The sequence below is a fragment of the Agrobacterium sp. 10T429 genome (assembly GCF_056393925.1).
In genome coordinates this window covers 340,933-366,765 of record NZ_JBFTGV010000004.1, presented here as the reverse complement: position 1 = coordinate 366,765, position 25,833 = coordinate 340,933, and the positions used below count along the sequence as shown (strand labels likewise).

The 25,833-nt window shown below is 58.4% G+C and carries 22 protein-coding genes and 1 riboswitch; of the genes, 13 read left to right on the top strand and 9 right to left on the bottom strand.

The features are described from left to right. Window positions 1–65 precede the first annotated feature (65 nt). From AC1DCP_RS12995 to modC, 4 genes are all read left to right on the top strand, one after another. Window positions 66–1,349 (top strand): NAD(P)/FAD-dependent oxidoreductase, encoded by a 1,284-nt coding sequence (locus AC1DCP_RS12995; protein WP_065688639.1) that lies wholly within the window; start codon window positions 66–68, stop codon window positions 1,347–1,349. A gap of 130 nt (window positions 1,350–1,479) precedes the next feature. After that, window positions 1,480–2,271: a molybdate ABC transporter substrate-binding protein gene (gene modA, locus AC1DCP_RS12990; RefSeq protein WP_065688640.1), complete on the top strand. Its 792-nt coding sequence runs from the start codon at window positions 1,480–1,482 to the stop codon at window positions 2,269–2,271. A 56-nt stretch (window positions 2,272–2,327) separates the two neighbouring features. Then, the gene (gene modB, locus AC1DCP_RS12985) at window positions 2,328–3,035 is read left to right on the top strand and encodes a molybdate ABC transporter permease subunit (RefSeq protein ID WP_065688641.1); all 708 of its coding nucleotides are present in this window, start codon (window positions 2,328–2,330) and stop codon (window positions 3,033–3,035) included. After that, window positions 3,032–4,108 carry a molybdenum ABC transporter ATP-binding protein gene (gene modC, locus AC1DCP_RS12980; RefSeq protein WP_065688642.1) on the top strand — a complete coding sequence of 359 codons (1,077 nt, stop codon included), beginning with the start codon at window positions 3,032–3,034 and terminating at the stop codon, window positions 4,106–4,108. The genes modB and modC overlap by 4 nt, the downstream gene beginning before the upstream one ends. Here the strand turns inward: modC and AC1DCP_RS12975 are convergent. From AC1DCP_RS12975 to thiC, 6 genes are all read right to left on the bottom strand, one after another. After that, the gene (locus tag AC1DCP_RS12975) at window positions 4,077–4,475 is read right to left on the bottom strand and encodes a winged helix-turn-helix domain-containing protein (protein ID WP_065688643.1); all 399 of its coding nucleotides are present in this window, start codon (window positions 4,473–4,475) and stop codon (window positions 4,077–4,079) included. The genes modC and AC1DCP_RS12975 overlap by 32 nt on opposite strands. A gap of 3 nt (window positions 4,476–4,478) precedes the next feature. Next, the gene (locus AC1DCP_RS12970; RefSeq protein WP_065688644.1) at window positions 4,479–5,483 is read right to left on the bottom strand and encodes a P1 family peptidase; all 1,005 of its coding nucleotides are present in this window, start codon (window positions 5,481–5,483) and stop codon (window positions 4,479–4,481) included. Between the two features lie 61 nt (window positions 5,484–5,544). After that, the gene (locus AC1DCP_RS12965) at window positions 5,545–6,318 is read right to left on the bottom strand and encodes a thiazole synthase (RefSeq protein ID WP_065688645.1); all 774 of its coding nucleotides are present in this window, start codon (window positions 6,316–6,318) and stop codon (window positions 5,545–5,547) included. A gap of 4 nt (window positions 6,319–6,322) precedes the next feature. Further along, entirely contained in the window at window positions 6,323–6,520 is a 198-nt protein-coding gene (gene thiS, locus AC1DCP_RS12960) for a sulfur carrier protein ThiS (RefSeq protein ID WP_003516823.1), read from the bottom strand. Beyond that, window positions 6,489–7,493: a glycine oxidase ThiO gene (gene thiO, locus AC1DCP_RS12955; protein ID WP_065688646.1), complete on the bottom strand. Its 1,005-nt coding sequence runs from the start codon at window positions 7,491–7,493 to the stop codon at window positions 6,489–6,491. Before thiO ends, thiS begins: the two co-directional genes overlap by 32 nt. Window position 7,494: 1 nt before the next feature. After that, window positions 7,495–9,318 carry a phosphomethylpyrimidine synthase ThiC gene (thiC, locus tag AC1DCP_RS12950; protein WP_065688647.1) on the bottom strand — a complete coding sequence of 608 codons (1,824 nt, stop codon included), beginning with the start codon at window positions 9,316–9,318 and terminating at the stop codon, window positions 7,495–7,497. Window positions 9,319–9,412: 94 nt separating this feature from the next. Continuing rightward, window positions 9,413–9,524: riboswitch (TPP riboswitch) on the bottom strand. 180 nt (window positions 9,525–9,704) lie between these two features. Here thiC and AC1DCP_RS12945 point away from each other — a divergent pair. From AC1DCP_RS12945 to AC1DCP_RS12925, 5 genes are read left to right on the top strand one after another with little or no spacing between them, the layout of a single operon-like run. After that, window positions 9,705–9,956 carry an acyl carrier protein gene (locus AC1DCP_RS12945; RefSeq protein WP_003492279.1) on the top strand — a complete coding sequence of 84 codons (252 nt, stop codon included), beginning with the start codon at window positions 9,705–9,707 and terminating at the stop codon, window positions 9,954–9,956. Continuing rightward, window positions 9,956–11,137: an acyl-CoA dehydrogenase family protein gene (locus AC1DCP_RS12940; RefSeq protein WP_065688648.1), complete on the top strand. Its 1,182-nt coding sequence runs from the start codon at window positions 9,956–9,958 to the stop codon at window positions 11,135–11,137. Before AC1DCP_RS12945 ends, AC1DCP_RS12940 begins: the two co-directional genes overlap by 1 nt. A gap of 4 nt (window positions 11,138–11,141) precedes the next feature. Continuing rightward, the gene (locus AC1DCP_RS12935) at window positions 11,142–12,050 is read left to right on the top strand and encodes an amino acid--[acyl-carrier-protein] ligase (protein WP_013636844.1); all 909 of its coding nucleotides are present in this window, start codon (window positions 11,142–11,144) and stop codon (window positions 12,048–12,050) included. A 6-nt stretch (window positions 12,051–12,056) separates the two neighbouring features. Then, window positions 12,057–13,040, top strand: a complete 984-nt coding sequence (locus AC1DCP_RS12930) for a DUF1839 family protein (protein WP_476774303.1) — start codon at window positions 12,057–12,059, stop codon at window positions 13,038–13,040. Next, window positions 13,037–15,493 carry a glycoside hydrolase family 2 protein gene (locus AC1DCP_RS12925; RefSeq protein ID WP_065688650.1) on the top strand — a complete coding sequence of 819 codons (2,457 nt, stop codon included), beginning with the start codon at window positions 13,037–13,039 and terminating at the stop codon, window positions 15,491–15,493. The genes AC1DCP_RS12930 and AC1DCP_RS12925 overlap by 4 nt, the downstream gene beginning before the upstream one ends. Here AC1DCP_RS12925 and AC1DCP_RS12920 read toward each other — a convergent pair. Beyond that, window positions 15,464–17,281 (bottom strand): serine aminopeptidase domain-containing protein, encoded by a 1,818-nt coding sequence (locus tag AC1DCP_RS12920; protein WP_081308597.1) that lies wholly within the window; start codon window positions 17,279–17,281, stop codon window positions 15,464–15,466. The two genes, AC1DCP_RS12925 and AC1DCP_RS12920, sit on opposite strands and share 30 nt — an antisense overlap. A 346-nt stretch (window positions 17,282–17,627) precedes the next feature. Between AC1DCP_RS12920 and AC1DCP_RS12915 the strand changes: the two genes are divergently transcribed. The 4 genes from AC1DCP_RS12915 to AC1DCP_RS12900 all read left to right on the top strand — a co-directional run bounded on the left by AC1DCP_RS12915 (window position 17,628) and on the right by AC1DCP_RS12900 (window position 23,797). Next, window positions 17,628–20,345: an ABC transporter ATP-binding protein gene (locus AC1DCP_RS12915; RefSeq protein WP_003516808.1), complete on the top strand. Its 2,718-nt coding sequence runs from the start codon at window positions 17,628–17,630 to the stop codon at window positions 20,343–20,345. 43 nt (window positions 20,346–20,388) lie between these two features. Then, window positions 20,389–20,844, top strand: coding sequence for a cyclic nucleotide-binding domain-containing protein (locus AC1DCP_RS12910; protein ID WP_065688651.1), 456 nt, complete (start codon window positions 20,389–20,391; stop codon window positions 20,842–20,844). Window positions 20,845–21,032: 188 nt separating this feature from the next. Continuing rightward, on the top strand, window positions 21,033–21,893 hold the full coding sequence (locus AC1DCP_RS12905) for an MBL fold metallo-hydrolase (protein ID WP_065688652.1): 861 nt from the start codon (window positions 21,033–21,035) through the stop codon (window positions 21,891–21,893). A gap of 209 nt (window positions 21,894–22,102) precedes the next feature. Beyond that, window positions 22,103–23,797, top strand: a complete 1,695-nt coding sequence (locus AC1DCP_RS12900) for an adenylate/guanylate cyclase domain-containing protein (protein ID WP_003516805.1) — start codon at window positions 22,103–22,105, stop codon at window positions 23,795–23,797. A 37-nt stretch (window positions 23,798–23,834) separates the two neighbouring features. Here AC1DCP_RS12900 and AC1DCP_RS12895 read toward each other — a convergent pair whose 3' ends face one another. Both AC1DCP_RS12895 and AC1DCP_RS12890 read right to left on the bottom strand, forming a co-directional pair. Next, entirely contained in the window at window positions 23,835–24,317 is a 483-nt protein-coding gene (locus AC1DCP_RS12895) for a class I SAM-dependent methyltransferase (protein ID WP_003516804.1), read from the bottom strand. Window positions 24,318–24,396: 79 nt separating this feature from the next. Then, the gene (locus AC1DCP_RS12890; protein ID WP_019566086.1) at window positions 24,397–25,737 is read right to left on the bottom strand and encodes a nucleotide sugar dehydrogenase; all 1,341 of its coding nucleotides are present in this window, start codon (window positions 25,735–25,737) and stop codon (window positions 24,397–24,399) included. Between the last annotated feature and the right edge of the window lie 96 nt (window positions 25,738–25,833).

Here is a 25,833-nt window from a genome sequence, read left to right as displayed (position 1 = left end):
CTCATAAACAAGGGCTTGTCACTCATACGGAAAACAAATGAACTCGCCCGGAAAATGGTGGAACGATGTATAATGATCCCCGCTCGCACGGCCTCTGGGAAAAGACCGCGCCGCAGCCGCCCGCAACGCCTGCTCTGCAAGGCGAGGCGGTTGCCGATGTGGTGATTGTCGGTGGCGGCTTCACCGGACAATCCGCCGCCCTTCATCTTGCTGAAAAGGGCATGGATGTCGTTCTTCTCGAAGCCAGGGAAATCGGCTTCGGCGGCGCCGGCCGCAATGTCGGTCTCATCAACGGCGGCATGTGGGTCATGCCGAGGGAGTTGCCCGGCGTGCTGGGCGAAACCTACGGGGAACGGCTTCTCAGCCTTCTGGGTGACGCGCCGTTGCTGGTGCGCGAATTGGTGGAAAAACACGCGATTCCCTGCGAGATCGAAAAGAATGGCACATTGCATTGCGCCGTCGGTGAAAAAGGGCTCGCCGAAATTCGCGAGCGCTGCGAACAATGGGCAGCCAGGGGCGCTCCCGTCCGCCTTCTCGATGCCGATGAAACGGCAAGACACACCGGCAGCACCGCCTATTCCGGCGCACTTTTCGATACGCGCGCCGGCACGCTTCAGCCGCTTGCCTATGTTCGTGGTCTGGCTGCCACCGCGCAAAAGGCAGGAGCACGGCTGCACACCGCCAGCCCCGTCGTGTCGACCGAACACAGCGGCGGAAAATGGGTGGTAAAAACACCGCAGGGATCGGTGACCGCCAACTGGATCGTGGTCGCCACCGAAGCCTACAGCACCGGGCCGTGGCAGATCGTCCGCGACGAACAGACCTACCTGCCCTACTTCAACTTCGCGACCAGACCGCTTAGCGACAATCTGCAAAAGAGTATCCTGCCGAACCGAGAAGGTTGCTGGGATACAAAGGAAATCCTCTCCTCGTTCCGCATGGACAAAGCGGGTCGGCTGGTCTTCGGCAGCGTCGGCGCCTTGCGCAGCACGGGTGCCGCCATTCACCGGGCATGGGCCAAACGATCGCTGAAGCGGCTTTTCCCGCAACTGGGAGAGACGGAATTCGAATGCGAATGGTACGGCCAGATCGGCATGACGGACAATGCCGTGCCGCGTTTCCATAAATTCGCGGAAAATGTCGTCGGTTTTTCCGGTTATAATGGCCGCGGCATCGCGCCCGGTACTGCCTTCGGCAAGGTGATTGCGCAACATATTCTCGGTGATATCGCCGAAAACGACCTGCCTCTTCCCGTGAACGAACCAAAAGCGCAGTCCTTCCGGGCAGTGAAGGAAGCCTATTACGAGGCGGGCGCACAGATCGCTCATTTCGCCGGTGAACGCTTCTGATCAACAGGCCGAAAGCCGCCGGTCGTGGCGGCTTTTTTAAACGGCATCGATATATTCTTGAAAATATAATGATTGCCCTATAGGCCTATCGATATATTCATCAGGATATCTCGAGCCGGGGGAACACACCATGAGACTCTTACGACGCACCTTCTTCAAAACCATCGCCGCAGCAACATCCTTCTGGGTGGCGGCATCCTTTGCGGTGGTTCCCGCCCATGCCGCCGAAAAAGTCACGGTGTTTGCTGCCGCGAGCATGAAAAACGCACTTGATGCGATCAATGCCGAATGGGCGAAGGAAAGCGGCAATGAAGCGACCGTGTCCTACGCCGCAAGCTCCGCACTCGCCAAACAGATCGAGCAGGGTGCACCGGCGGATATCTTCATTTCCGCCGACCTCGCCTGGATGGATTATGTTGCCGAAAAGAAGCTGATCGACGTCGAAAGCCGCTCCAATCTTGTTGGCAACCGCATCGTTCTCGTCGCCCCGGCCGACAAGGCCAAGCCGGTCGATATCAAAAAGGACTTCGATCTCGCCGGACTGGTGGGCGATGGCCGACTGGCCATGGGCGCGGTCGATTCCGTTCCGGCGGGTAAATACGGCAAGGCTGCGCTGGAAAAACTCGGCGTCTGGTCATCCGTGGAAAAGAAAGTCGCCGGCGCGGAAAGCGTGCGCGCAGCGCTGCTGCTCGTGTCGCGCGGCGAAGCGCCCTATGGCATCGTCTACCAGACCGATGCGGCCGCCGATCCGGGCGTGAAGATCGTCGGCACCTTCCCGGAAGACAGCCATCCGCCGATCATCTACCCCGTCACCATTCTCTCGGAAGCAAAATCTCCGGCGGCAAAATCCTATCTGGATTTCCTGAAGTCCGCCAAAGCTACGCCCTTCTTCGAAAAGCAAGGCTTTACCGTTTTGAAATAAACTGCGTCTCGCGGCCCGATCCCGTATGGGACCGCGAGAGATGACGATTGTAGGATATGGCTTTGCATTGGTGGACACTCAGCCCTGAAGAATGGACGGCGATCAGGCTCAGCCTGTGGGTGTCCTCCATCGCCATGTTCGCCAGCCTGCCCTTCGGCATTGCGGTTGCCGTCGCGCTGGCGCGCGGGCGCTTCTGGGGCAAGTCGCTGCTCAACGGCATCGTCCACCTGCCGCTCATTCTACCGCCCGTCGTCACCGGCTTTCTGCTGCTCGTCCTCTTCGGCCGCAGGGGCGCTATCGGCCAGTTTCTAGACAGCTGGTTCGGCATCGTCTTTTCCTTTCGCTGGACGGGGGCGGCGCTCGCATGCGCCGTCATGGCGTTTCCGCTGATGGTGCGCTCCATCCGCCTCTCTATCGAAGCGGTGGACAGCAAGCTGGAAGAGGCGGCCGGAACCCTGGGTGCAAGCCCCCTGTGGGTGTTCCTCACCGTCACGCTTCCCCTGATCCTGCCCGGCATCATCGCGGGCATGATACTCGCTTTCGCCAAGGCAATGGGCGAATTCGGGGCGACCATCACCTTCGTTTCCAATATTCCCGGCGAAACCCAGACGCTGTCCGCTGCCATCTACACTTTCACGCAGGTTCCGGGCGGCGATGCAGGCGCATTGCGGCTGACCATCGTTTCCGTCGTGATTTCCCTGTCGGCCTTGCTCGTCTCCGAGTTTCTGGCCCGCATCATCGGCAAACGGGTGAGCATGGAATGACGCTTTCTGTCTCCACCCGCCACCGCCTCGGCTCCTTCGAACTCAACGCGTCATTCACCTCTGATGGCGGCGTCACGGCGCTTTTCGGACGCTCCGGCTCCGGTAAAACGTCGATGATCCGCATCATCGCAGGTCTGCTGCGGCCAGATAGTGGTCAGGTATCGCTCGATGGCGAAGTGCTGGCCGATAGCGGAAAGCGCCTGTTCCTGCCGGCGCACAGGCGCCATTTTGGTTATGTTTTTCAGGACGCGCGGCTGTTTCCTCATCTCAGCGTTGCCCAGAACCTGAACTACGGCAAATGGTTCGCTACGGAAAAATCTGAGCGGGCGAATGAAAACCGCATTATCGACATGCTTGGCATCGGCCATCTTCTCCAGCGTCGTCCGAACAAGCTTTCCGGCGGTGAAAAACAACGGGTCGCCATCGGCCGCGCACTCCTGTCATCGCCCAGACTACTGTTGATGGACGAACCTCTCGCCTCACTGGACGAGGAACGAAAGGCCGAGATCATCCCTTATCTGGAACGGCTGCGCGACGAAACGAAAATCCCGATCGTCTATGTCAGCCACTCCATCCAGGAAGTCGCCCGCCTTGCCGACCGCATAGTTGTTATGAAGGACGGCAAGGTGGAGGCACAGGGAAAAGCGGCCGACGTGCTGTCACGGTCGGATTTCAGCGCACATCTTGAGCGACGAGAAGCAGGCAGCATCCTTTCGGGACACATCGAAAGCTTCGATGAAACGCACGGGCTTGCTGCCGTAAGGCTCTGCTCGTCGCTCCTGCAGGTTCCAGCAAAAGGAGGAACACCCCGCACCCCGGCACGCGTGCTGATACCAGCGCGTGACGTCATGCTTGCCACGGCAAAACCCGAAGGCCTGAGCGCACTTAACATCCTCGAAGGCCATATTGCCGGTATCTCCGCCAGCGAAGATGGCATGGTAACCGTTCAGGTGGATTGCGGCGGCGATATTATCCAGTCGCGCATCACCGATCTGTCGCGCGAACGTCTCCAGCTGGAACCCGGGAAACCGGTACATGCGATCATAAAGTCGGCGGCTCTCGATCCGTATTAGTGATGGCGGCATCCGGATTGCGGTTGGCCTCAAGCCAGTCGATATCCTTGCGCAGGGCCTCGTTCATCCGCTTTTCCATGCTGCGATACCGTTCAAGCAATTCGGCACCGAATGCCGTCAGCGCCGCTCCACCACCCTGCTTGCCGCCCCGCTGGGATTCGATCACCGGCTGCCTGAACATATGGTTCAGCGCATCCACAAGCAGCCATGCACGACGGTAGGACATGTCCATCGCTCGCCCGGCGGCCGATATTGAGCCGGTCTCGACAATCAGCGCCATCAACTCGATCTTACCGTGGCCGAGACGATCTCCGGGCGGAAAATCGATGCGGAGAACGGGCTTCAGTGGCTGATGTATATTGCTCATCGGCTAGAAACCCCGGCCATGAAGATCGCGATAGGCTTTCTGCGCACCGTGCTGCGGCAGAGCCGTCGCCTCGTAAACACCGCGCGCCACCGCGCGCGCCATAACGATGGTAGCGAGATGGCAGAGTTCCGCGAAATGAGCGCCGCCCTCAAGCGGCTTCTCACCGGTCGCAGCCGAAAACATGGTGTCGCCGTCGCTCGGCAGATGGGCGGGCAGCACGGCGCGCGCCAGCCCGTCATGCGCCATGATGGAAAGGCGGTGCGTCTGCGCTTTGGTAAGGACGGCATCGGTGACCACGGCGCCGATGGTCGTCGCGGTGAGGTTGACGCCCTTGAGACGAAGCGCGGTATGATCCGGTTCGAAACGATCAGGAAAACCGCAGTCGCCGAACTCGCCCTGCTCTTCAAAAGGCGCAGACCAGAAATGGCGGCTGGTGCCAACGGTTGCCGAGCCAAGCGCATTGACGGCGACGATGGCCGCCACCTTGTAACCGCCGGAACTGACAGCGCTTGCCGAACCAAGACCGCCCTTGAGGGTGGCGGTGGTCGCCCCCGTTCCCGCGCCGACTGTTCCAAGCCCGAAGGGCTCCGCACGCGCCGCCCTGAAAGCCGCATAGCCCATCTCGCGATAGGGCGAATGCAGCCCCCACTCCTTGTTGCCACCATTCAGCAGATCCATGAGGATCGCCTGCGGCACAATGGGAACACGGGTGGAACCGACTTGCAGGCCACGGCCGATCTCGCGCAGACCGGCCTGAACACCACCCGCCGCATCCAGCCCGAAGGCCGAACCGCCTGAAAGTACGAAGGCATCCACGGTTTCCACCGTCATCGCCGGGTCCAGCAGGCCGGTATCACGACCACCGGGCGCCCCGCCAAGAACCGAACCGGAGGCGATTACGGGTTTTTCGAAAACGATTGCGGTGACGCCGGAGCCGAGTGCAAGATCGGTGACATTGCCGACCAAAATCCCATTGATATCCGTCAGAAGATTATTGCGTGCCGCCATGCCGTTCCCCTTTTCTCCCGGTATCCCGCCGCCACGGGGCACTGTCAACGCAAAAGGTGAATCAGGAAAATACCGCCGTGCCAATCACCGGTGTCGAGGGAATGGCCATATCTCTCGGCTCCAGCGGCCCCGCCACAAAAGCCTGATGCCCTGCCTCAATGGCGCGGGCGAAAGCTTGCGCCATGCCGACCGGGTCACCCGCCCCCGCGACCGCCGTGTTGAGCAGAACGGCATCGTAACCAAGCTCCATCACCGTCACCGCATGTGACGGCCGGCCGATACCGGCATCGACGATCAGCGGCACATCCGGAAAACGCGCCCGCATGGATTTCAGCGCCATCAGATTAAGCGGCCCCATGGCGCTGCCGATCGGCGCGCACCAGGGCATCAGCACCTTGCAACCCGCATCCAGGAGCTTTTCCGCCACGACAAGATCATCAGTCGTATACGGAAAGACTTCGAAACCATCGTCGCAGAGAATTTTCGCCGCTTCGACGAGCGCAAAGACATCAGGCTGCAAGGTGTCGTGATGGCCGATGACCTCCAGCTTGATCCAGTTGGTGTGAAAAACCTCACGCGCCATCTTCGCCGTCAGCACCGCTTCCTTCACGGTATGGCAGCCAGCCGTATTGGGCAGAATGTAACGATCCAGCTCGCGGATCAGCTCGAAAAACTGGCCACCCTTCTTGCCGCCTGCCGTTTCCCGACGCAGCGAAATCGTCAGAATATCCGTGTTGCTGGCCCGCACTGCATCGGCAAGCACGGCGGGAGACGGATAACGCGCCGTGCCGAGCAGGAGGCGCGACGAGACCTCACGGCCATAAAGCGTCAGCATGGCCTCAACCTCCCTGCATCGGCGAGAGGATTTCGACACGGTCGAACGCCTTCAATCGATAATCGGCGCGCTCTTCCGAATGCACCAGATCGCCATTGACCGCCGTCGCCAGCCACTCGCCTTCATAATCGAGGCTGGTGAGTAACCCGGCCAGCGTCTCGGTGGCGAGATCAAGCTCGTCGCCATTCACCAGAAGTTTCATGATCCTGTTCCTTTCCAGAGATATCTTGGCAGACGATTTCAGCCGCCTGCCGCGCCATCGCCGGCGACAGCAGGAAGCCATGCCGGTGGGCGCCGTTGATGAAGACGGTCCGGCCGTCCTGCTTAACTTTCGGCAGATTGTTGGGATAGGCGGGGCGCACGCCCGTTCCGGTCTCGATGATTTCCGCTTCGCCGAAGGCCGGATGTACGGCATAGGCGGCGTTCAGAAACTCCATCATCGAGCGCGCTGAAATGGCTCCGGCATCCTCTGTCTCGATCATCGTCGCCCCCACCATGAAGCGACCCGGCTCACGCGGCACAATATAAAGCGGAATGCGCGGATGTAAGAGCCGGACGGCGCGCGACAGGGAAACCTCTGACGTGGCGAGATAGAGCATTTCTCCCCGCACGCCGCGAAGATTGGCAATCTCGCCCACCGCCGCAGCGCCGGTGCAATCCACCACCCGATCGAACGGCTGCTCATCCACCGGAATACCCATATGAAACCGCACGCCCAAGCCGCAAAGCCGCGTATGCAGCGATTTGAGCGCAAGGCGCGGATCGAGATGCCCCTCGCCCGTGAAATAAAGCCCGGAGCGAAACCGCCCGGCAAGGTCAGGCTCCAGAGCGGCGATTTCACCCTCATCCACCCACTGGTATCCAGTTGTTCTGCATGCGAAACGCGAAAGCTCGGCTTTGTCGCGGGCGGGCGCGACGACCAGCGTGCCGTGTCTGATGACAAGGCCGGGGGTCGCCTCATCCCACCAGTCGAGAGCCGCCTGGCCGAGCGTTAGTATCGCCTCGTCCGCACTTTCACGCTCGCACCAGGGCGCCAGCATTCCGCCCGCATAAAAGGATGCGCCGCGCGAGGCTTCAGCATTGCGCTCTGAAACCTCCACGGTTGCGCCGCGCCGCGCCAGTTCGAAGGCCGCCGTCAGACCGGCGACCCCCGTTCCCTTAACAAGAACACGCATGCTACTGGCCGTCTGCCGGGGTCGCGAGCGGCATGTAAAGCTCGCCACCTTCCTTGAAGCGCGCGGCCATGGCCTCCAGCCCTTCCTTCTGCGCCTCGGCGCGGATGTCGTGGGAAATCCGCATCGAGCAGAATTTCGGCCCGCACATGGAGCAGAAATGCGCGACCTTGTGCGCCTCCTTCGGCAGGGTCTCGTCATGGAAGGAGCGCGCCGTGTCCGGATCCAGCGACAGGTTGAACTGGTCTTCCCAACGGAACTCGAACCTTGCACGCGACAGCGCATCGTCCCGCACCTGTGCTGCCGGATGGCCCTTGGCGAGATCGGCCGCGTGAGCCGCGATCTTGTAGGTGATGACACCGACCTTCACGTCGTTACGATCAGGCAGACCGAGATGTTCCTTCGGCGTGACATAGCAGAGCATCGCCGTGCCAAACCAGCCGATCATCGCTGCCCCGATGCCGGAAGTGATGTGGTCGTAACCGGGGGCGATATCGGTCGTTAGCGGCCCAAGCGTATAAAACGGCGCCTCACCGCAGGTCTTCAACTGCTTGTCCATGTTCTCCTTGATCTTGTGCATCGGCACATGGCCGGGGCCCTCGATCATGACCTGGCAATCCTTCGCCCATGCGATCTGTGTCAACTCACCGAGCGTCTCCAGCTCGGCAAATTGCGCGGCGTCGTTGGCGTCGGCAATCGAACCGGGCCGCAACCCGTCACCCAGCGAGAAGGAAACATCATAGGCACGGCAGATGTCGCAGATCTCGTCGAAATGCTCGTAGAGGAAGCTTTCCTTGTGATGATGCAAACACCACTTGGCCATAATCGACCCGCCGCGTGAGACGATACCGGTGACACGGTTGACGGTAAGCGGAATGTAATGCAGCCGAACACCGGCATGGATGGTGAAATAATCCACGCCTTGCTCCGCCTGTTCGATCAACGTATCGCGGAACACTTCCCAGTTCAGGTCCTCGGCAATGCCGTTGACCTTCTCCAGCGCCTGGTAAAGCGGCACCGTGCCGATCGGTACCGGCGAATTGCGGATGATCCATTCGCGGATGTTGTGGATGTTGCGCCCGGTCGAAAGGTCCATGACGGTATCGGCACCCCAGCGGATCGCCCAGACCATCTTCTCCACCTCTTCGGCCATGGAGGAGGTGACGGCGGAATTGCCGATATTGGCGTTGATCTTGACCAGAAAATTACGGCCGATGATCATCGGCTCAAGCTCGGGGTGATTGATGTTGGCCGGGATGATGGCGCGACCCGATGCGACTTCCTGACGGACGAACTCCGGCGTCACATAATCAGGTATCTGCGCACCGAAACTCTCCCCATCACGAGCCAGATTCTCCTTCGACGCTTCGCGCCCCAGATTTTCGCGGATGGCGATGAACTCCATTTCTGGCGTGATGATGCCTGCCCGCGCATAGGCAAGCTGCGTTACGGCTTTTCCTTCCGTGGCCCTCAGCGGCTGGTGGCGCACGGCAAATTCAGGCGTCAGGCGCTCGCCAGTGGCAAAGCCGTTATCCTCCGGTTTGACGTGCCGACCGTCGTAAGCCGCGACATCGCCGCGCGCTACAACCCAGTCGTGACGCAGGCGCGGCAGACCCTTTTCGATCAGAACGTTATGCAATGGATCGGTATAGGGGCCTGAGGAATCATAGACCGTGACCGGCGGTTCTCCCGCCGTCGGGTGGACGGCGATTTCGCGCATCGGCACGCGAATATGCGGATGCAAAATTCCGGTTTTGTGGATTTTCGTGGAGGCGGGATGCGGCCCGGTTGTGACGACAAGCGGGATATTCTTGGCAACGATATTCATCATGAGGCTCCAAAGTTTGACAGTGGAGACCCAGTTCGAGCCGGAATGATGGAAAATACCGACGCATCGGCAGCGCAAGTTACACGCAATCCGACCTTCGGTCTTTGCACCGTCCCTACGCCAGTATGAACTGGATCAGGTTCAACGGGTCACTGCGCATAAAAGCAGAATCTCAGCCCCTTGACGGGACACCCCTGGTGAATGGACACAAGAGAAAACACCGCCCGACATTTGTCAAGGGTGCTGCTGATGGCTGGCAAAGGTGGACGAACAACAAAAGCGCCGTTAGTGGTAATTAACCTAACGGTTTAGGCGAATATTATCGTTTTCAAATTAACGATAAGCACAAACCATCCTGATGTTAAATTCATGGGAGATAAGTCGGAATGAATGCGACTATTCGTGAAATACTGGCAAAATTCGGCCAGCTTCCTACCCCCGTCGATACGATTGAAAACGAAGCAGATCTTTATGCGGCAGGTCTTTCTTCCTTTGCATCGGTGCAATTGATGCTGGGTATCGAGGAAGCTTTCGATATCGAATTCCCCGACAACCTCTTGAACCGCAAGTCCTTTGCCAGCATCAAGGCCATTGAAGACACCGTTAAGCTCATTCTGGATGGTAAAGAGGCAGCCTGATGAATGTGACCGTTGCGCCGCAGGATGAAACGCTGTCCGCGCGCGCAAGCCGCGTCGCAGCAATTGCCGCCAAACACGCGGACGAGGTGGACGTCACCGGTCGCTTCCCGGAGGAAGCCGTCAAGGCGCTGAGACAAGAGCGCCTTCTCGGCATTCAGGTCCCGTCCTCTCTTGGTGGCGAAGGCGCATCCATACAGCAAATCGCCGATATCTGCGCCCGGCTTGGCCAGGCCTGTTCGGCAACCGCGATGATTTTCGCCATGCACCACATCAAGGCATCGAGCCTTGTGGAACACGGCGAGACAAGCCCATGGCATGCGGGCTTCATGAGCCGCATTGCAAGCGAACAGCTTCTGCTCGCCTCGGCCACGACCGAAGGCGGAATCGGCGGCAATCTGCGCAATTCCATCTGCGCGATTGAGGTCGAAGGAGACATCTGCCGGCTGGAGAAGGACGCCACCGTCATTTCCTACGGCAGCAATGCGGATGCCATCCTCATCACCTCGCGCGCCCACAAGGATGCCGCCCCGGCCGATCAGGTGATGACCGTCTTCCTGAAAGATCAGTACAGGCTCGAGAAGACCCATGTCTGGGACACACTCGGCATGCGCGGCACCTGTTCGGACGGTTTCCTGTTCCGCGGCGAGGCGCCGGCGGTGCAGATATTCCCAAAACCCTTTGCGGAAATCGCCGCGCAATCCATGCTTGCAAGCTCGCATCTTCTGTGGAGCGCCGTTTGGTATGGCATCGCGTCGGATGCGATGCTGCGCGCGCAATCCTTCGTCAGGACGGCTGCACGCAAGTCGCCCGGTGTCACACCGCCAGGCGCTATCCACATTGCCGAAATTTCCACGAAATTGCAGGTGGTCAAATCCAACGTCATTGCGGGCGTAAAGGCTTACGAAGACACCAAGAGCGACCCGGACAAGCTGATGTCCATGGCGTTCGCGGTTGCCATGAACAATGTGAAGATCTGTTCTTCGGAAACCATTCTGGAGATCATCGACCAAGCGATGCTGGTCTGCGGCATCATGGGCTACAAGAACGGTACGCCCTACAGCCTTGGCCGACACCTGCGCGACGCGCATTCCGCGCGCCTGATGATTTCCAACGACCGTATTCTCGGCAATTCCGCCAATCTCCTGCTGGTTCACAAGCAGGACACCAGCCTCTTGGGATAAGACCATGGATATGCAAACATCGTTTCTCGATCGACTGTTCGAAGAAGGCCTGCTGATTGAAACGGGTGTCGATGGTCTTTACGGACGCAGCGGCCAGTTCGAGGATGTCATTGCCGCATTCGAACGCCTGATCGACCGCACCGGCGGCCCGGACAGTGCAGAGGCGATCCGCTTCCCGCCCGGCATCAACCGCGCCTATTTCGAAAAGAGCGGTTACATGAAAAGCTTCCCGCAGCTTGCGGGCACGGTGCATTCCTTCTGCGGTTGCGAACTTGACCATGTCAGCCTTCTCAAATCCATGGATGAGGGCGGCGACTGGACAAAGGACCAGAAAGCAACCGATATCGTGCTGACGCCGGCCGCTTGCTACCCTCTTTATCCGACCATCGCCAAGCGCGGCGCATTGCCTTCCGGCGGCGGTCTCTACGACATCCAGTCCTATTGTTTCCGCCATGAACCCTCGAAGGACCCGGCACGTCAGCAGCTTTTCCGCATGCGGGAATATGTGCGCATGGGCACGGAGAGTGATGTGACCGAATTCCGCCAGACATGGATGGATCGCGGCGTGGCGATGATGGAAGCCGTGGGCCTTGAAGTGACCATCGACGTGGCCAACGATCCCTTCTTCGGCCGCGCCGGCAAAATGCTCGCCAACAACCAGCGCGACCAGAACCTGAAATTCGAACTGTTGATCCCCGTCACATCCGCCACCAACCCGACGGCCTGCATGAGCTTCAATTACCATCAGGACGCCTTTGGCCAGAAATGGGGATTGAACCTCGACAATGGTGATGTGGCTCACACCGCCTGCGTCGGTTTCGGCCTTGAGCGCATTGCGCTGGCACTTTTTGCGCATCACGGTCTGGATGTAAAAACATGGCCCGAAAAGGCCTTGAAAACACTCTGGGGCTAACCATTCATGCGGCAGATTTTCCCCGGTCTCGATCCCAAAAACTATGTGCAGCACCCGCTTCATTCTTCGGAAAGAATGTGGCCGGAGACCAATTGCTACATCGATTTGTGGATCGAGGTGCTGGCCTCGAAAGGGTTGCCGCCTGAGGCCATGTTCGGCTTCACACTGACGCAGTATTTCGAAGGCGACCAGTTCACCTTCTTCAAGGTGCCGCTGGAAGATCTGGAAGCACTTTATGGCGTTCGCGCCACCGAACTTGCGATCTTCGACCGGGTTGAAAACCATATCGAAGCGCAGCTGGAGCGCGGCCGCATCTGCCTGGTCGAGATGGACAGCTTCTATATGCCCGATACCCACGGGGTGGGCTACCGGAAGGAACATGGCAAGACCACCATCGCCATCAACCGGCTGGACCTTGCAAACCGGGAACTCGATTATTTTCATAATGCAGGCTTTTTCCACCTGTCGGGCGAAGATTTCGACGGCCTGTTCCACCATCACCTGTCAGAGAGCGAGCCGCCCTTCCTGCCCTATACGGAATTTGCGAAATTCGCAGACAGCAACCCTTCGCCGGCGCATATCCGCAAAACGGCCGAACGGCTGCTGAAGTTTCATTTTTCACGGCGACCATCCGACAATCCGGTCAGGGCTTTTGCAGCCGTGTTTCCGGCTCAGGTCGAGAAGGTGGCAGACCGGCCGTTCGGCTTCTTCCACAAATATGCCTTCAATACGCTGCGCCAGCTCGGCGCCAATTTCGAACTGGCTGCGAGCCACCTCGAATGGCTGGACAAGAGCGAATTTGCTGAAGCGAGAGACCACGCGCTGCGCATATCCGAGGTCGCCAAGACCGTGCAGTTCCAGCTCGCTCGCGCCGTCACACGCCGTAAATTCGACGCGCTCGCCTCGGTGCTCGATCCGGCTGCGGAAGCATGGGATGGTGTGATGGAAGCCCTTGCGGCGAAATTGTCGAACACCAGCGAGGCCGCGTGAGGACTTATCTTTCGCGCGAAAGCGAAAAATTGCTGAGTGAAGGCTGGACGCTGACAATGACGTCCGCCAACGCCTGCGAAACGCCCTCTGAAATTCCCGCAACCCTTGAAAGCCTTCACGTGTCCGTTCCCGGAACAGTGGCGCAAGCTCTGGAACTGGCCGGAAAATTTGACCGTTTCAATCCGACACCATTGAACGACAGGGATGCCTGGTACCGTCTGACGATGATTTCCGACGTTCGGGAGCGGGCGATCCTGCGCTTCGATGGCCTGTCGACGATTGCAGAAATCTTCCTCAACGGCGAACTGATCGCCGCCAGCCAGAGCATGTTCGAAAGGCTGGAAGTGCCGGTTGAACTGACAGGCGCGGACGAACTATCGATCTGCTTCCGGGCACTTTCGCCGAGGCTCGAAAAAACCGGTCCGCGCGCCCGCTGGCGGCCGCAGATGATGAACACCCAAGGTCTGCGGCTTATCCGCACCACGGCGCTCGGATATATGCCGGGCTGGTGCCCGGAAATCCATGCCGCCGGCCCATGGCGACCGATCAGCCTTATAAGACAGTCAGGCGTGCTTTGCACAGTCCGGTCCTCGCTCGACGAAACCGGGACGGGAACGGTCAACATCGCCCTGGAGGCGAACAACGACATTCCATCCGCACGGCTCACCTGCGCCGGTTACAGCACCGATCTTTCCAGAGGTGAAAACGGCGAATTCTTGGGCGAACTCCGGATACCCGATGTCGAGACTTGGTGGCCGCATACCCACGGCAGACCGGCGCTTCATGAAGTCGTTCTGGAACTGGATGGTAAGCAACACAGGCTCGGGCGCACCGGCTTCAGGCGCGTGGAGGTGGATTACGGCGAAGACGGAAACGGTTTCGGCATCCGGATAAACGGGCACCCCGTTTTCTGCCGGGGCGCAGTCTGGACGACCGCCGACATCGTGCGCCTGCCGGGAACAAGACCGGACTATGAGCCTTGGCTTCGAAAAGCTGCCGAAGCCGGTATGAACATGATCCGCATCGGCGGCACGATGGCCTATGAAACGCCGGAGTTCTTCACGCTGTGCGATGAACTCGGCATCATGGTTTGGCAGGACGCCATGCTTGCCAATTTTGATTATCCAGCAAAGGATGAGGCGCTCAGCCAGCACATCGTTACGGAAGTCTCGCAGTTCCTCGAGGCGACCGCCCTTTCCCCTTCGCTGATCGTTTTTTGCGGTGGTAGCGAAATGTACCAGCAGGGCGCGATGCTCGGTCTGCCGGAACAGATATGGAAGGGAACGCTCACCGAGACAATTTTGCCCGAAGTCCTGACCGAAAAACGGCCGGACGCGGCCTATGTGGCGAATTCCCCTTCAGGCGGCGCCTTGCCCTTCTTTCCCAATGCCGGAGTTGGTCATTATTACGGTGTGGGCGCCTATTGCCGTCCGCTGGAAGATGCCCGCCGGGCCGATCTCCGCTTTGCCGCAGAGTGCCTGGCCTTCGCCAATATTCCCGAACAGGAAACGCTGGACAGACATCTTCCCGCTCTGGCGGTGCATGATCCGCGCTGGAAGGCGCGCACGCCACGCGATCGCGGCGCTTCCTGGGATTTCGAGGATATTCGTGACCATTATCTGAAACTGCTTTACGACGTTGAGCCGGACGTGCTGCGTCGGGAGGATGGCGGCCTCTATCTCGACATGTCTCGTGCCGTCACTGCCGAGGTCATGGAAGCAACCTTCGCCGAATGGCGTCGCGACGCGTCCCCTTGCCGGGGCGCCCTGGTCTGGACCTTGCAGGATCTCGTTCCCGGCGCTGGCTGGGGTATCATCGATGCCACCGGCAGACCCAAATCCGTCTGGCATGCGCTGAAAAGAGCGTTTCGTCCCATCCAGGTCAGCCTTTCCGACGAAGGCACCAACGGGCTGGACATTCATGTCATCAACGAAACCGGCGACAACCTTGACGCCATGCTGGAACTGACCTGCCTGCGCGATGGCACGCAACCCGTCGTCCATGCCAAACGGCCGCTCACGCTCTCGCCGCGACAGAGCCAGACCATCGCCGCAACCGATTTGTTCGGCGCCTTTTTCGATACGACCTATGCCTATCGTTTCGGCCCGCCCTCCCATGATGTGACGGTAGCCCGGCTCCGCGATGTCGCGACCGGATCTGTCATCGCCGACGCATTCCATTTTCCTCTCGGTCGGAAAAAAGCACTGCACGCCGCCAACCTTCAGGTGGAGGTGAGCGAGGCGAACGGCATCTGGTCGCTCGAGATCGGCACGGACCGGCTGGCGCAATCCGTCCATATTACGGCGCAAGATTACCGCGCCTCGGAAAGCTGGTTCCATCTCGCACCCGGTGAAATCAGAAAAATCGACCTTCTGCCGGAGACAGCAACATCCGAAACGCCCCCTTCCGGCGATGTCGTCTCGCTAGGCTCCAGCCGGCGATTTTCCTTTTAGAGCCATCAGCTTCACCGCATCGATGTAGGCTTTTCTGGCCTCAGGCGTTGAGAGATTATGGTCGGCGTCAGGAATAATCGTCAGCGACACATTCCGGTAGGCCGACAGGCCCCGGCCATCGGCGTTGAAATAATACCGGAAATGCTCAAGCCCGTCGTCATTGTCGCTGTAAAGCAGGCTAATGGACACATCCCTTGTCTTGAGCTTGTCGAAAGCACCGTAGACGGCACGCCCTTCCTCGCTCCCCCGGCGGGAAAGCCTTGCCGTTTTTATCGAAAGCTTCTTGAGCGTCGCCTTGGCGATATTGCGACCAGCGCTCACCACATCGACATCGCCGCTGACGAGACGCTTGAACGTAGCGCCCTGGCGAAAACGCTGGCTGTATTCCCCAAAGGACCGTGGCGGTTTGTGCAGCGCTTCATCGACCGAGCGGCCTTTCCGCCAGTGGAACACAACCGGATTAACCGCAACCACCCCGCTGATCCGGTCATCGGCAAGCGCGCCATTGAAGGCGAGGTAGGCGCCACTGCAGCGCCCAGCAGCAACGACGGGTCCTTTGCCACGCCGACTGAGAAAATCGAGCGCAGCGGCCACGTCGTCATTCTGCGCCGCATCGTAAAGAACCTGATCGGGCGCGTTTTTGACCGGGGGGCTGTCGGCAATATTGGCCGCGTCGAACCGCAGCGAAGCGATACCCTCCCGTGCGAGCAAACGGGCCGTTTGCACGGAAAGCCTGCCCCAACCCGCATGCCGGTCATAGGCCGCGCCCAGCAGAAGGACCGAGGAGACCGCCGGCCGATCGTCAGGCTCGCAAAAAACACCGAAAAGCCGGCCGGCTTCGCCAAATTGCACCGGCTGTTCCAGAAAACCGCGACCGCGCTGCGGAGCGTTGACGATGAAATTCTCCTGCGGACCCGCCGCATCCGCGGCATGAGTTTGGGACAGGACCCAATCCCGAAGCCGCTTCACCACATCGCCGGGTATTTTCGAGAGTGTGGGACTGGATACGAGATCGTCATATCCCTCAAATTCCGCCTCCCCCACCTCGGCACCAATCGCGGCGAGTTGTTTGGCAAAATCGCTGTCGCTCGCCCGGCCCGGTCTCGACAGCACCAGAATGCTCCGCGCAGGAGCAGTATCAAGCTTTGCAAGATTGACCTTCTTGACAGCATCAGCAACACCCACCGGCATGGCCATGCCTGCAATTGCCCCCGCCTCCGCCATGCGCTGCCCGGGACGAAGACCAAGGCCATCGTCAATCATGGACGACCACATCGCCAGTTCGCGAAGATAGCTCCGTCCGGAGACGACGGGCGCCAGAAGCGCCATGGAACCGACGGCCGCCGCATCGGCGAGCGCCTGTATGGCGATCAGACAGCCGAGACCCTGAGCGATGACGACCACACTGGAACAGCCGGAAAGACGTTTTAGATAATCGAGCGCCGCTCGCGTGTCGGAAAGCCAATCCGCCGCACGGTCGACATCCTCCGGATCGAGCGCATCCCCGGCGCCATGATAGTCGAACCGCAGGCTGGCGACGCCGGCCGCCGCCAACCGTTCAGCGACAACCCGCTGAAACTTGCGAGTGCACAGTTCCTCCATGCCCCAGGGGCTGACGAAAAGAACCGCATGATCCTGTTTGACCTCTTTGCGCGCCGGGTGAAAAACACCCGTGCATCCTTGAAAAGAAACCGGATGTGCGATCGACCCATCGGATGCAATGCCCGAAAGCGACAACATGTCAGGGGACGGTTCACCGCTTGCACGCTCTGAAATATCTATCGCCATCGACCTTGCAATCACTACGCCTGTGTCGGCTCAACCATTTGCGGGATAACTATACCGGAGCGTCCTAACGTCCTGTTCTACAGTAAAACCAATAACATTAGGGAAGTCTAAAAATGTAGTCGTCTCAATATCGAATGTGGAATGCACGTTACAAAAACAAATATCGGGTATCGTGGGCCAGCCTCGGCACGGGCGCTATTTTGCTCGAAACCGCTTGAATATACTGATAAATAGCGAGTCACATACCTATTTGCAGGAGGGGATCCCGCCACCCGGCAGCCTGACCGTCTTGACACCGCGCAAACCAACACGCCGGGCCCTGCCCGACAGGTCATAGAAGTTTTATATGGAACAAAGCCTTACGCGTTATATCTGGTCGCATACGAAGCGGCAGCAGCTTTTCATTCTGCTGATCGTCGCCCTGTCCATGATCCCCTATTTCCTCGCCTTCGATCTGCCCAAACAGATCGTCAACGGGCCCATTCAGGGAGACGGCTTCGAAGGGGCAAACGCGACACAGCTTTTCATGCATCTCACGGTCGATATTCCCTATTGGGGCACCGTGACGCTCTTCCCCGGGCTCGAACTCAACCGCATGTCGATGCTGATGGCGCTCAGCCTCACCTTCCTTGCGCTTGTCGTCATCAACGGGCTTTTCAAATATTATATCAACACCTTCAAGGGCCGCCTCGGCGAGCGACTTCTCAGGCGTATCCGTTTCGAACTTATTGATCGGATCCTGCGGTTCCCGCCCACGCATTTCAAGCGGGTCAAGGGTGCTGAAATCTCCAGCATGGTGAAGGACGAGGTCGAACCGCTGGGCGGATTTACCGGCGACGCCTTTGTGCAGCCGGCGCTTCTCGGCGGTCAGGCGCTCTCGGCACTCTTCTTCATTCTCGTGCAGAATTTCTGGCTGGGTCTGATTGCGGCTTTCATGGCCGCCATCCAGGTCGGCATCATCCCCAAAATGCGCCGTCGCCTCATCGAACTCGGTCGCCAGCGGCAGCTAAGCGCACGCCAGCTTGCCGGGCGCATCGGCGAAATGGTCGACGGCATCGGCACCATCCACGCCTATGACACCTCCAATTTCGAGCGTGCCGATGCCTCGCACCGGCTCGGCGATATCTTCAGGATCCGCTACGATCTCTACCAGTGGAAGTTTCTGGTCAAATTCATCAATAACTTCCTCGCGCAGCTCACCCCGTTCTTCTTTTATGCACTCGGCGGTTATCTCACGCTCAAGGGCAGCCTCGATGTCGGGCAGCTGGTTGCCGTCATCAACGCTTATAAGGAACTGCCAGGACCGCTGAAGGAGCTGATCGACTGGGATCAGGCGCGTCAGGATGTTCAGGTAAAATACGAGCAGGTCTTCGAGCAGTTCGATGCGTCGAACATGATCGATGACAAGGTGCAAAAACTGTCACCGGGAGCAGTCGCGGCAATTGCCGCACCGATCGTCGTCAGCAATCTGACGCTGGAAGACGATAGCGGCAGCCGGCTTCTGGAACAGGCATCGTTGAAGATCGAGGCAGGCGAGGTGATCGCCATCGTCGGTGGATCGGGAGCAGAGGCGCTCGCGGATGCTATCGGCCGCACGCTCTGGCCGACCTCCGGCAAGGTGAGCATCAACGACGTCGACATATTGGAATTGCCTGAATCGCTGACGGGCCGTCGCATCTCCTATGTGTCCTCGGACAGCTATTTTTTCCACGCCAGCCTGAAGGACAATCTGCTTTACGGTCTCAAGCACGCACCGCTTGTCGAAAAGCAATACGAAGGTGCAGCGCTGGAACACCGCAAATGGGAGATCCGCGAAGCCAAGCTTGCGGGCAATCCGACGATCGACATCAACAGCGAATGGATCGACTACGCTTCAAGCCCGGCCGGTGACGGCAAGCCGGAAAACCTCATCCAGGCCGTTCTGGCTGTGCTCGACAGCGTGGAACTTTCACAGGATATTCTGGAATTCGCGTTGCGCTCGACGATCGACCCTTTGACCGACCTGCATCTTGCGGCCCGCATTGTGGAACTGCGACATGTCCTGCGCGCCGAACTGGAAAAGGAGAACCTGAGCGGCCTCATCGCTCCGTTTGAGCTGGAGAGCTACAACAGTGAGGCCACCGTGGGCGAGAACCTGTTGTTCGGCACCATGCGCGACTCATCACAGTCGATCAGGACCGTCATAGAAAGCGAATATTTCCGTTCGCTGATGCGCGAAACCGGCCTCGTCAAAACCCTGTTCGAAATGGGCTATACGATTGCCGAAAACATCGTGGAAATCTTCGCCGACCTGCCGGGTGACCACCCCTTCTTCCAGCAGCTGACATTCATGACGCCCGACGATGTTCCGGTCTATCAGCAAATGCTGCAGCGTCTTCAGAGCCGGAGTTTCGACGAGGCCAATGAAAGCGAAAGACGCGCGATGCTGCGGCTGAGCTTCTTCTACATTGAGCCCCGGCAGCGTTTCGGCCTGCTGTCACCGGAAATCATGAACCGGATCGTTGAAGTCCGGCACATGTTCCATGAAAACCTGCCGGACAGCCTGAAGAACGTGATCGAAATCTACGATCCGACGAAATACATGAGTGCCACCAGCCTTCTGGACAATATTCTCTTCGGCAAGGTCAGCCATCGTTATACCGACGCATCACGGCGCATCACCCACATCGTGGCCGAGGTCATGCGCAAGCAGGGCGTCTATGAGCGTGTGCTTGCGGTGGGTCTGGATTTCAACCTCGGCGCCGGCGGCAAGCGGCTCGGGCCACTCCAGCGGCAGAAGCTCAATCTCGCAAGGGCGCTGATCCGCAAGTCCGACTATTACGTCTTCAATCGCCCCCTTCCTGGCCTCGATCCGCGGCAACAGGAGGAAATTGTCGAACGGGTCATCACATTCCTGAAACAGAACAATAATAACCCGGCGATCGTGTGGGTTCTGTCGAATGCGACGCTCTCGCGCATGTTCGACCGGGTCATCGTCGTCCATCAGGGCCTTATCAGCGCTGATGGAAGTTACGAGACTCTTGCGCAGGAAAACGGTACATTCAAGGATATGGTCGCAACATAAATCCAAGAAAGTGACCGAGGTGGAACAAGAACAGGGTAAGGCAATGCTTTTCAAAGACGAAATTCAAATGCTGAAACGCGTCCCGTTTTTTTCGGAAATGGAACCGTCGAAGCTCAAACTTCTCGCATTCGCATCCGACCGCGTGTCCTATCACACCGGCGACGTGCTGTTCCGGCAGGGAGATGTCGGCGATGCGGCCTACGTCCTTTTGACCGGCAAAGTGGATGTTCTGGTCGATTCTCCGTCGGGCACGTTAAAAGTGGCCGAAATGACCGGCAATGCGATCGTCGGTGAAATCGCCATTCTCTGCGACAGCGTCAGAACCGCAACCGTGCGCGCCTCCACCAACGTGGAAGCCCTGCGTATCGGCAAGGAACAGTTCTTCAAGCTCATGTCCGATTTCCCTGACATTACCATCAAGGTCATGCGCGTTCTTGCCGAACGTCTCACCCAGACGACGACGGAGCTTAGCAAAGCGCGTGCAAACGCGAGAACATGAGCCGCAATTTCTTGCTACCGTGGATGGCGATGTTGGAAAAATAAATGTCGCACCATTGCAATATAAATGAAATGCTGACTGAATAAGGGTAAGGGCGTCCGCCAAAAGAGAGCGGATATAATAATCTGTAGAGACAACGGGCTTCATGGGAGGAAGCGTGCAAGATTCCGTTGTAATCGGGGTGTGTCATGGCGTTCGATTCCGACATAGTAAGTCGGGAAGGTAATAAAGATTTTCGGGTAAAGATCTGGGGTGCGCGGGGAACGCTTCCTGTTTCAGGTGAAAACTTCCGAAAATATGGCGGGAATACCATCTGCATCGAGGTACGATGCGGAGATCATGTTCTTTTGTTCGACGCGGGCTCGGGGTTACACCCTGCTGGTCTGGCGTTGCGGGCGGAAGGTATTACCGACGTCAACCTGTTCTTCTCTCACTGCCATTACGACCACATCGTCGGCTTTCCCTATTTCAAGCCGTTCTACAATAGCTCCAACGATGTCGCCATCTGGTCGGGTCATCTTGCCGGCACCATGACAACGCGGGAAATGCTCAAGGACTTCATGAGCCCGCCATGGTTCCCCGTACCGCTGGAAGTCTGCTGCGCAAAAATGGCAACCCGTGACTTTATGCCGGGCGACGTCCTGAATGTTCATCCGGGCCTCTCGATCCGAACTGGAATGCTCAACCATCCGGGCAACGCCATCGGGTATCGCCTGGACTGGGCGGGAAAGTCATTCGCCATCATCACCGATACCGAACATGAACCGGGCAATATCGACAAGAACGTGCTTGATCTGATCAAGGACGTCGATCTCTTCCTCTACGACGCCATGTTTACCGATGAGGAGATGGGCCTTTATCGCGGTTACGGCCATTCGTCCTGGCAGGAGGCGATCCGCCTTGCCAAACTGGCAGGTGCAAAAAATGTCGGCTTCATCCACCACGCCCCAAGCCGCAGCGACGATGAGCTGGATGACATCGAAAAACAGGCAAAAGCCCAGTTCAGCGGTGCATTCGCGACAATGGACGGCCAGATCATCGACCTCTGATCGCGGTCACCAATCTCGTGTTGCTGGCGTGCGTTTGACGCTTTTTTGAAGCCTGATTTGTATCATGCGACGAACCGACGTTCGAACACGCACAATTGACCATCGCCGGCCCATTGCTCCACGATATTGCCACGAGATACCCTGCATTAAAGACACCAGAGCACACTTAATGATGATTCTGCGCCAAATGACCGCATGATGGGATTTGCATGATCCGTTTCTTTTCGGAGACCAATTTGAGACGCGCCCGGATCTTGTCCGGCCTCATCATTTTTGCCTTTGTATTTTCCCATCTTTTCAACCATTCGCTCGCTCTCATCTCCATCGATACCGCCGAGCGGGCGCGAAAATGGTTCAGCCTGATCTGGCTCAATCCCGTCAGCAGCCTGCTGTTTTATGGATCGGTTGTGGTGCACGTCTGTCTTGTCCTGCGCTCGCTTTATCAGCGCCGAACATTGCGCATGCCCCTTCGCGAAGCGCTGCAAGCCATACTTGGCCTGTCGATCCCGTTTTTGATCATCAGCCACGCCGTCAATATTCGCGTGTCGCACATGATCTACAACATCGACGTGGGATATTACTCGGTCGTTCGCCGGCTCTGGATCAACAACCCGATGGCAGGCGCGTGGCAAAGCCTCGCATTGATCGTGATCTGGACCCACGGGTGTATCGGCCTGTTTTTCTGGTTGCGGTACCGGGACTGGTATCCCAAAATTGCCGGGATATTCATGACTGTGGCGGTGATGCTGCCTTTGTTGGCGCTTCTGGGCTTCAGCGATGCCGGCCGCTGGCTGGAGGAGGTGGACAGAAAATACTCGCTTCCTCCCGGGCTTGCAGATACCACCGTTCAAAGAGACGACATACCGTTGCAACGGGAGATGGAGACACGTATCCGTTTCGTTACCGACGCAACGGAAGCGATTTTTGTCGGCGCGGTCATGCTGGTGTTCGTCTTGCGCGGCGTGCGCAGCTGGCGACAGAGATCGACGGCTATCGAAATCCGATATGAGCATGGCGCGCAGGCGCGCGTCCCTGCCGGGCTCAGCATTCTGGAGGCCAGCAGACTCGCAGGCGTACCGCATTATTCCGTATGCGGCGGCAAAGGACGCTGTTCGACTTGCCGGGTCAGGATTGTCGAAAGCAAAGGCCCGCTTCCGCCTCCCGGAGATATCGAACAAACCACTTTGAGGCGCATCCATGCCGATTCAGATGTGCGGCTCGGCTGCCAGTTGCGGCCCACCCAGGATATTGGAATAGCGCTTCTGGTATCGCCGCCCCAACAGAGCGACCTGCCAGCGGATGCGCAACCGGCACGGCCGGGCAAGGAAGAGGAGATCGCCATCCTCTTTTGTGATATCCGCAATTTCACCGCGCTTTCCGAGGCGAAACTGCCATATGACGTCGTGTTTCTTCTAAACCGCTACTTCACCATCGTCGGGCAGGCCGTAGAACAGGCCGGAGGACATCTCGACAAATTCATCGGTGATGGCGCCATGGCTCTTTTCGGACTTGGCGACGATGCAGAAAATGCCTGCCGCAACGCTATGAAGGCCGCCGCTATCATATTGCGGGAGCTTTCAATCCTGAATGAGGGACTGGAAAAACAATTTGCTGTCCGGCTGGAAGTGGTAGTAGGCATCCACGCCGGCCCGACGATCGTCGGCGTCATGGGCTATGGCGCAGCGAAAACCCTGACCGCCATCGGCGACACCGTGAATGTGGCGAGCAGGCTGGAATCCAAGGCCAAGGAATTCGGCGCCGCCATTGTCGTTTCCGAACCCGCCATCATTCAGGCGGGACAGGAGATTGCCGATTTGCGAAGCGAAAAAATCGCCATTCGCGGGAGAAACTCGCAAATGAAAGTTTTCCTGCTCTCGAAAGAAGAGAGCGAGCGCTACCTATAAGGCAACCCCGGCGCTCTCTCTGACGGCCCATCCGGCCTCAAATCTTACGATAGAGAAAATAACGGTCGGTCGGCACGCTTTCCGGCACCGGCAGAGGCTTCAGCATGGGATGATCCAGAGGTAGACCGCTGACCGCCACACCACCTTTTGCCAGCATGCCCGCGGCAAGGTCCGGCAACCATGTCAGGGTAATGGCATCCTTTTCCGGGTAGCCCGTGCCGATATCGGCATGCACCATGGCCGCCTCCACACCGATGAAGGCCGGAGCGGTTTCCGATATTTCACCGATGACGAGATCTTCCTGCGCCGGAACGGAAGAGGCGTGTGCGCCCATGGCCCTGTCGAAGGCAACGATACGGCGTTGCGGAAACAGTTCGCGCAAATGATTGAACGTGCGCCCGTTTCCAAGGCCTATTTCCATGATCGCGCCTTCGTCAGGCAGATCGAGATCGGCCTTGACGTGGTTGAGGATATCGCGCTGCGCGGTCAACCGGCGAATGAAACTGTCCAATCTGCTCATAGTCCGTCCGTTCATGAATTCCGGGCATTTTCAGTAAAAGCGTATGGCGATTTTGCTGGAAATGTCCGGGAGAAGCCGATCAGGCCTTGATGATGTGTTTTGCGGCGATATCCCGACGTGCGAAGACGTTTCGCGTATCGATGATCAGCGGCGACCATTCGCAAAGAGCGGCATAGTCCACATTGTCGTGATCGGTCGCGACCAGAACAGCGTCAAAGGCGCTGACGGTCTGCTTGTCCCAAGCCACGGATTTCATGCCCATCAGGTGGCTATATTCCCGGGTTTTCGGGATTTCTGCCACGTGCGGATCATAATAGGCCGCTTCGCCGCCGCGCTCCTGAATAAGTTCTATGAGTTTCAGCGAAGGACTTTCACGAATATCGGGCACATTTTTCTTGTAGGCGAGACCGACCACCAGCACCTTGGAGCGGCTGAGCGCCTTGCCGGAACGGATGTCGAGGGCTTCCGCAACCCGTCCGATGACATGACGCGGCATGCCGGTGTTGATTTCGCCGGCGAGCTCGATGAACCTCGTCGGCAACTCGTACTCCCGCGATTTCCAGGTGAGATAGAAAGGATCGATCGGTATGCAGTGGCCACCAAGACCCGGGCCGGGATAAAACGGCATGAAACCGAACGGCTTGGTTTTCGCCGCGTCGATCACTTCCCAGATGTCGATGCCCATGGCCTCGTAGACGACCTTGAGTTCATTGACGAGCGCGATATTGACAGCACGGAAGACGTTTTCGGTGATTTTCACCGCCTCGGCCGTGGCGTTTGTCGAGACCGGAACGATCTTCTTGACCACTGAGCCGTAGAATGCCGCCATCAGTTTCCCGGCAGCCTCACCATCGCCTGCAACGACCTTTGGAATGGTCGAGGTCTCGAAATCGCGATTGCCGGGATCTTCCCGCTCGGGCGAAAAACCGATGAAGAAGTCGACGCCGGAGACAAGTCCGGTACCTTCCAGAATGGTCTTCACAACCCCGTCAGTCGTGCCGGGATAGGTGGTCGATTCCAGCACCACAAGCTGCCCCTTGCGCAGATGCGCGGCAATGTCCCGGCAGGTCTTTTCGACATAGGAGAGGTCCGGCTCGCGATATTTCGTCAGGGGCGTCGGCACGCAAATGGCAATCACATCGCATTCAGCCAGTCTGGAAAAATCAGACGTTGCGATGAAGCCATCATCGCGCCTGACGCTTGCCAGCACCTCGTCCGAAACCGCCTCGATATAGCTGCGACCGGCATCGATCGCGACCATTTTACCGGGATCGATATCGAAACCGACGACCTTGAAACCGGCCTTGGCGATCGTGATGGCTAGCGGCAGACCGACATAGCCAAGGCCGATCACCGCCGCTTTGGCGCTTTTGTTTTCGATGCTGGAAAGCAGGTTCTGGGAAACGACTGGGGAAGTCAAAGCGTGTCACGCTCCGCGCATGTGCAAAAGATGCCTTTCAGTTGGGCAAGAATGGTCAGGCTGTCAAGGCTCGGTCCTCTCAAATTCCAGTTGACG

Excerpts from the sequence above, each read along its gene's own strand:
- AC1DCP_RS12995 (WP_065688639.1), top strand. The coding sequence starts at position 66 with ATGTATAATGATCCCCGCTCGCACGGCCTCTGGGAAAAGACCGCGCCG.
- modA (WP_065688640.1), top strand. The coding sequence starts at position 1,480 with ATGAGACTCTTACGACGCACCTTCTTCAAAACCATCGCCGCAGCAACA.
- modB (WP_065688641.1), top strand. The coding sequence starts at position 2,328 with ATGGCTTTGCATTGGTGGACACTCAGCCCTGAAGAATGGACGGCGATC.
- modC (WP_065688642.1), top strand. The coding sequence starts at position 3,032 with ATGACGCTTTCTGTCTCCACCCGCCACCGCCTCGGCTCCTTCGAACTC.
- AC1DCP_RS12975 (WP_065688643.1), bottom strand. The coding sequence starts at position 4,475 with ATGAGCAATATACATCAGCCACTGAAGCCCGTTCTCCGCATCGATTTT.
- AC1DCP_RS12970 (WP_065688644.1), bottom strand. The coding sequence starts at position 5,483 with ATGGCGGCACGCAATAATCTTCTGACGGATATCAATGGGATTTTGGTC.
- AC1DCP_RS12965 (WP_065688645.1), bottom strand. The coding sequence starts at position 6,318 with ATGCTGACGCTTTATGGCCGTGAGGTCTCGTCGCGCCTCCTGCTCGGC.
- thiS (WP_003516823.1), bottom strand. The coding sequence starts at position 6,520 with ATGAAACTTCTGGTGAATGGCGACGAGCTTGATCTCGCCACCGAGACG.
- thiO (WP_065688646.1), bottom strand. The coding sequence starts at position 7,493 with ATGCGTGTTCTTGTTAAGGGAACGGGGGTCGCCGGTCTGACGGCGGCC.
- thiC (WP_065688647.1), bottom strand. The coding sequence starts at position 9,318 with ATGAATATCGTTGCCAAGAATATCCCGCTTGTCGTCACAACCGGGCCG.
- AC1DCP_RS12945 (WP_003492279.1), top strand. The coding sequence starts at position 9,705 with ATGAATGCGACTATTCGTGAAATACTGGCAAAATTCGGCCAGCTTCCT.
- AC1DCP_RS12940 (WP_065688648.1), top strand. The coding sequence starts at position 9,956 with ATGAATGTGACCGTTGCGCCGCAGGATGAAACGCTGTCCGCGCGCGCA.
- AC1DCP_RS12935 (WP_013636844.1), top strand. The coding sequence starts at position 11,142 with ATGGATATGCAAACATCGTTTCTCGATCGACTGTTCGAAGAAGGCCTG.
- AC1DCP_RS12930 (WP_476774303.1), top strand. The coding sequence starts at position 12,057 with ATGCGGCAGATTTTCCCCGGTCTCGATCCCAAAAACTATGTGCAGCAC.
- AC1DCP_RS12920 (WP_081308597.1), bottom strand. The coding sequence starts at position 17,281 with ATGGCGATAGATATTTCAGAGCGTGCAAGCGGTGAACCGTCCCCTGAC.
- AC1DCP_RS12915 (WP_003516808.1), top strand. The coding sequence starts at position 17,628 with ATGGAACAAAGCCTTACGCGTTATATCTGGTCGCATACGAAGCGGCAG.
- AC1DCP_RS12910 (WP_065688651.1), top strand. The coding sequence starts at position 20,389 with ATGCTTTTCAAAGACGAAATTCAAATGCTGAAACGCGTCCCGTTTTTT.
- AC1DCP_RS12905 (WP_065688652.1), top strand. The coding sequence starts at position 21,033 with ATGGCGTTCGATTCCGACATAGTAAGTCGGGAAGGTAATAAAGATTTT.
- AC1DCP_RS12900 (WP_003516805.1), top strand. The coding sequence starts at position 22,103 with ATGATCCGTTTCTTTTCGGAGACCAATTTGAGACGCGCCCGGATCTTG.
- AC1DCP_RS12895 (WP_003516804.1), bottom strand. The coding sequence starts at position 24,317 with ATGAGCAGATTGGACAGTTTCATTCGCCGGTTGACCGCGCAGCGCGAT.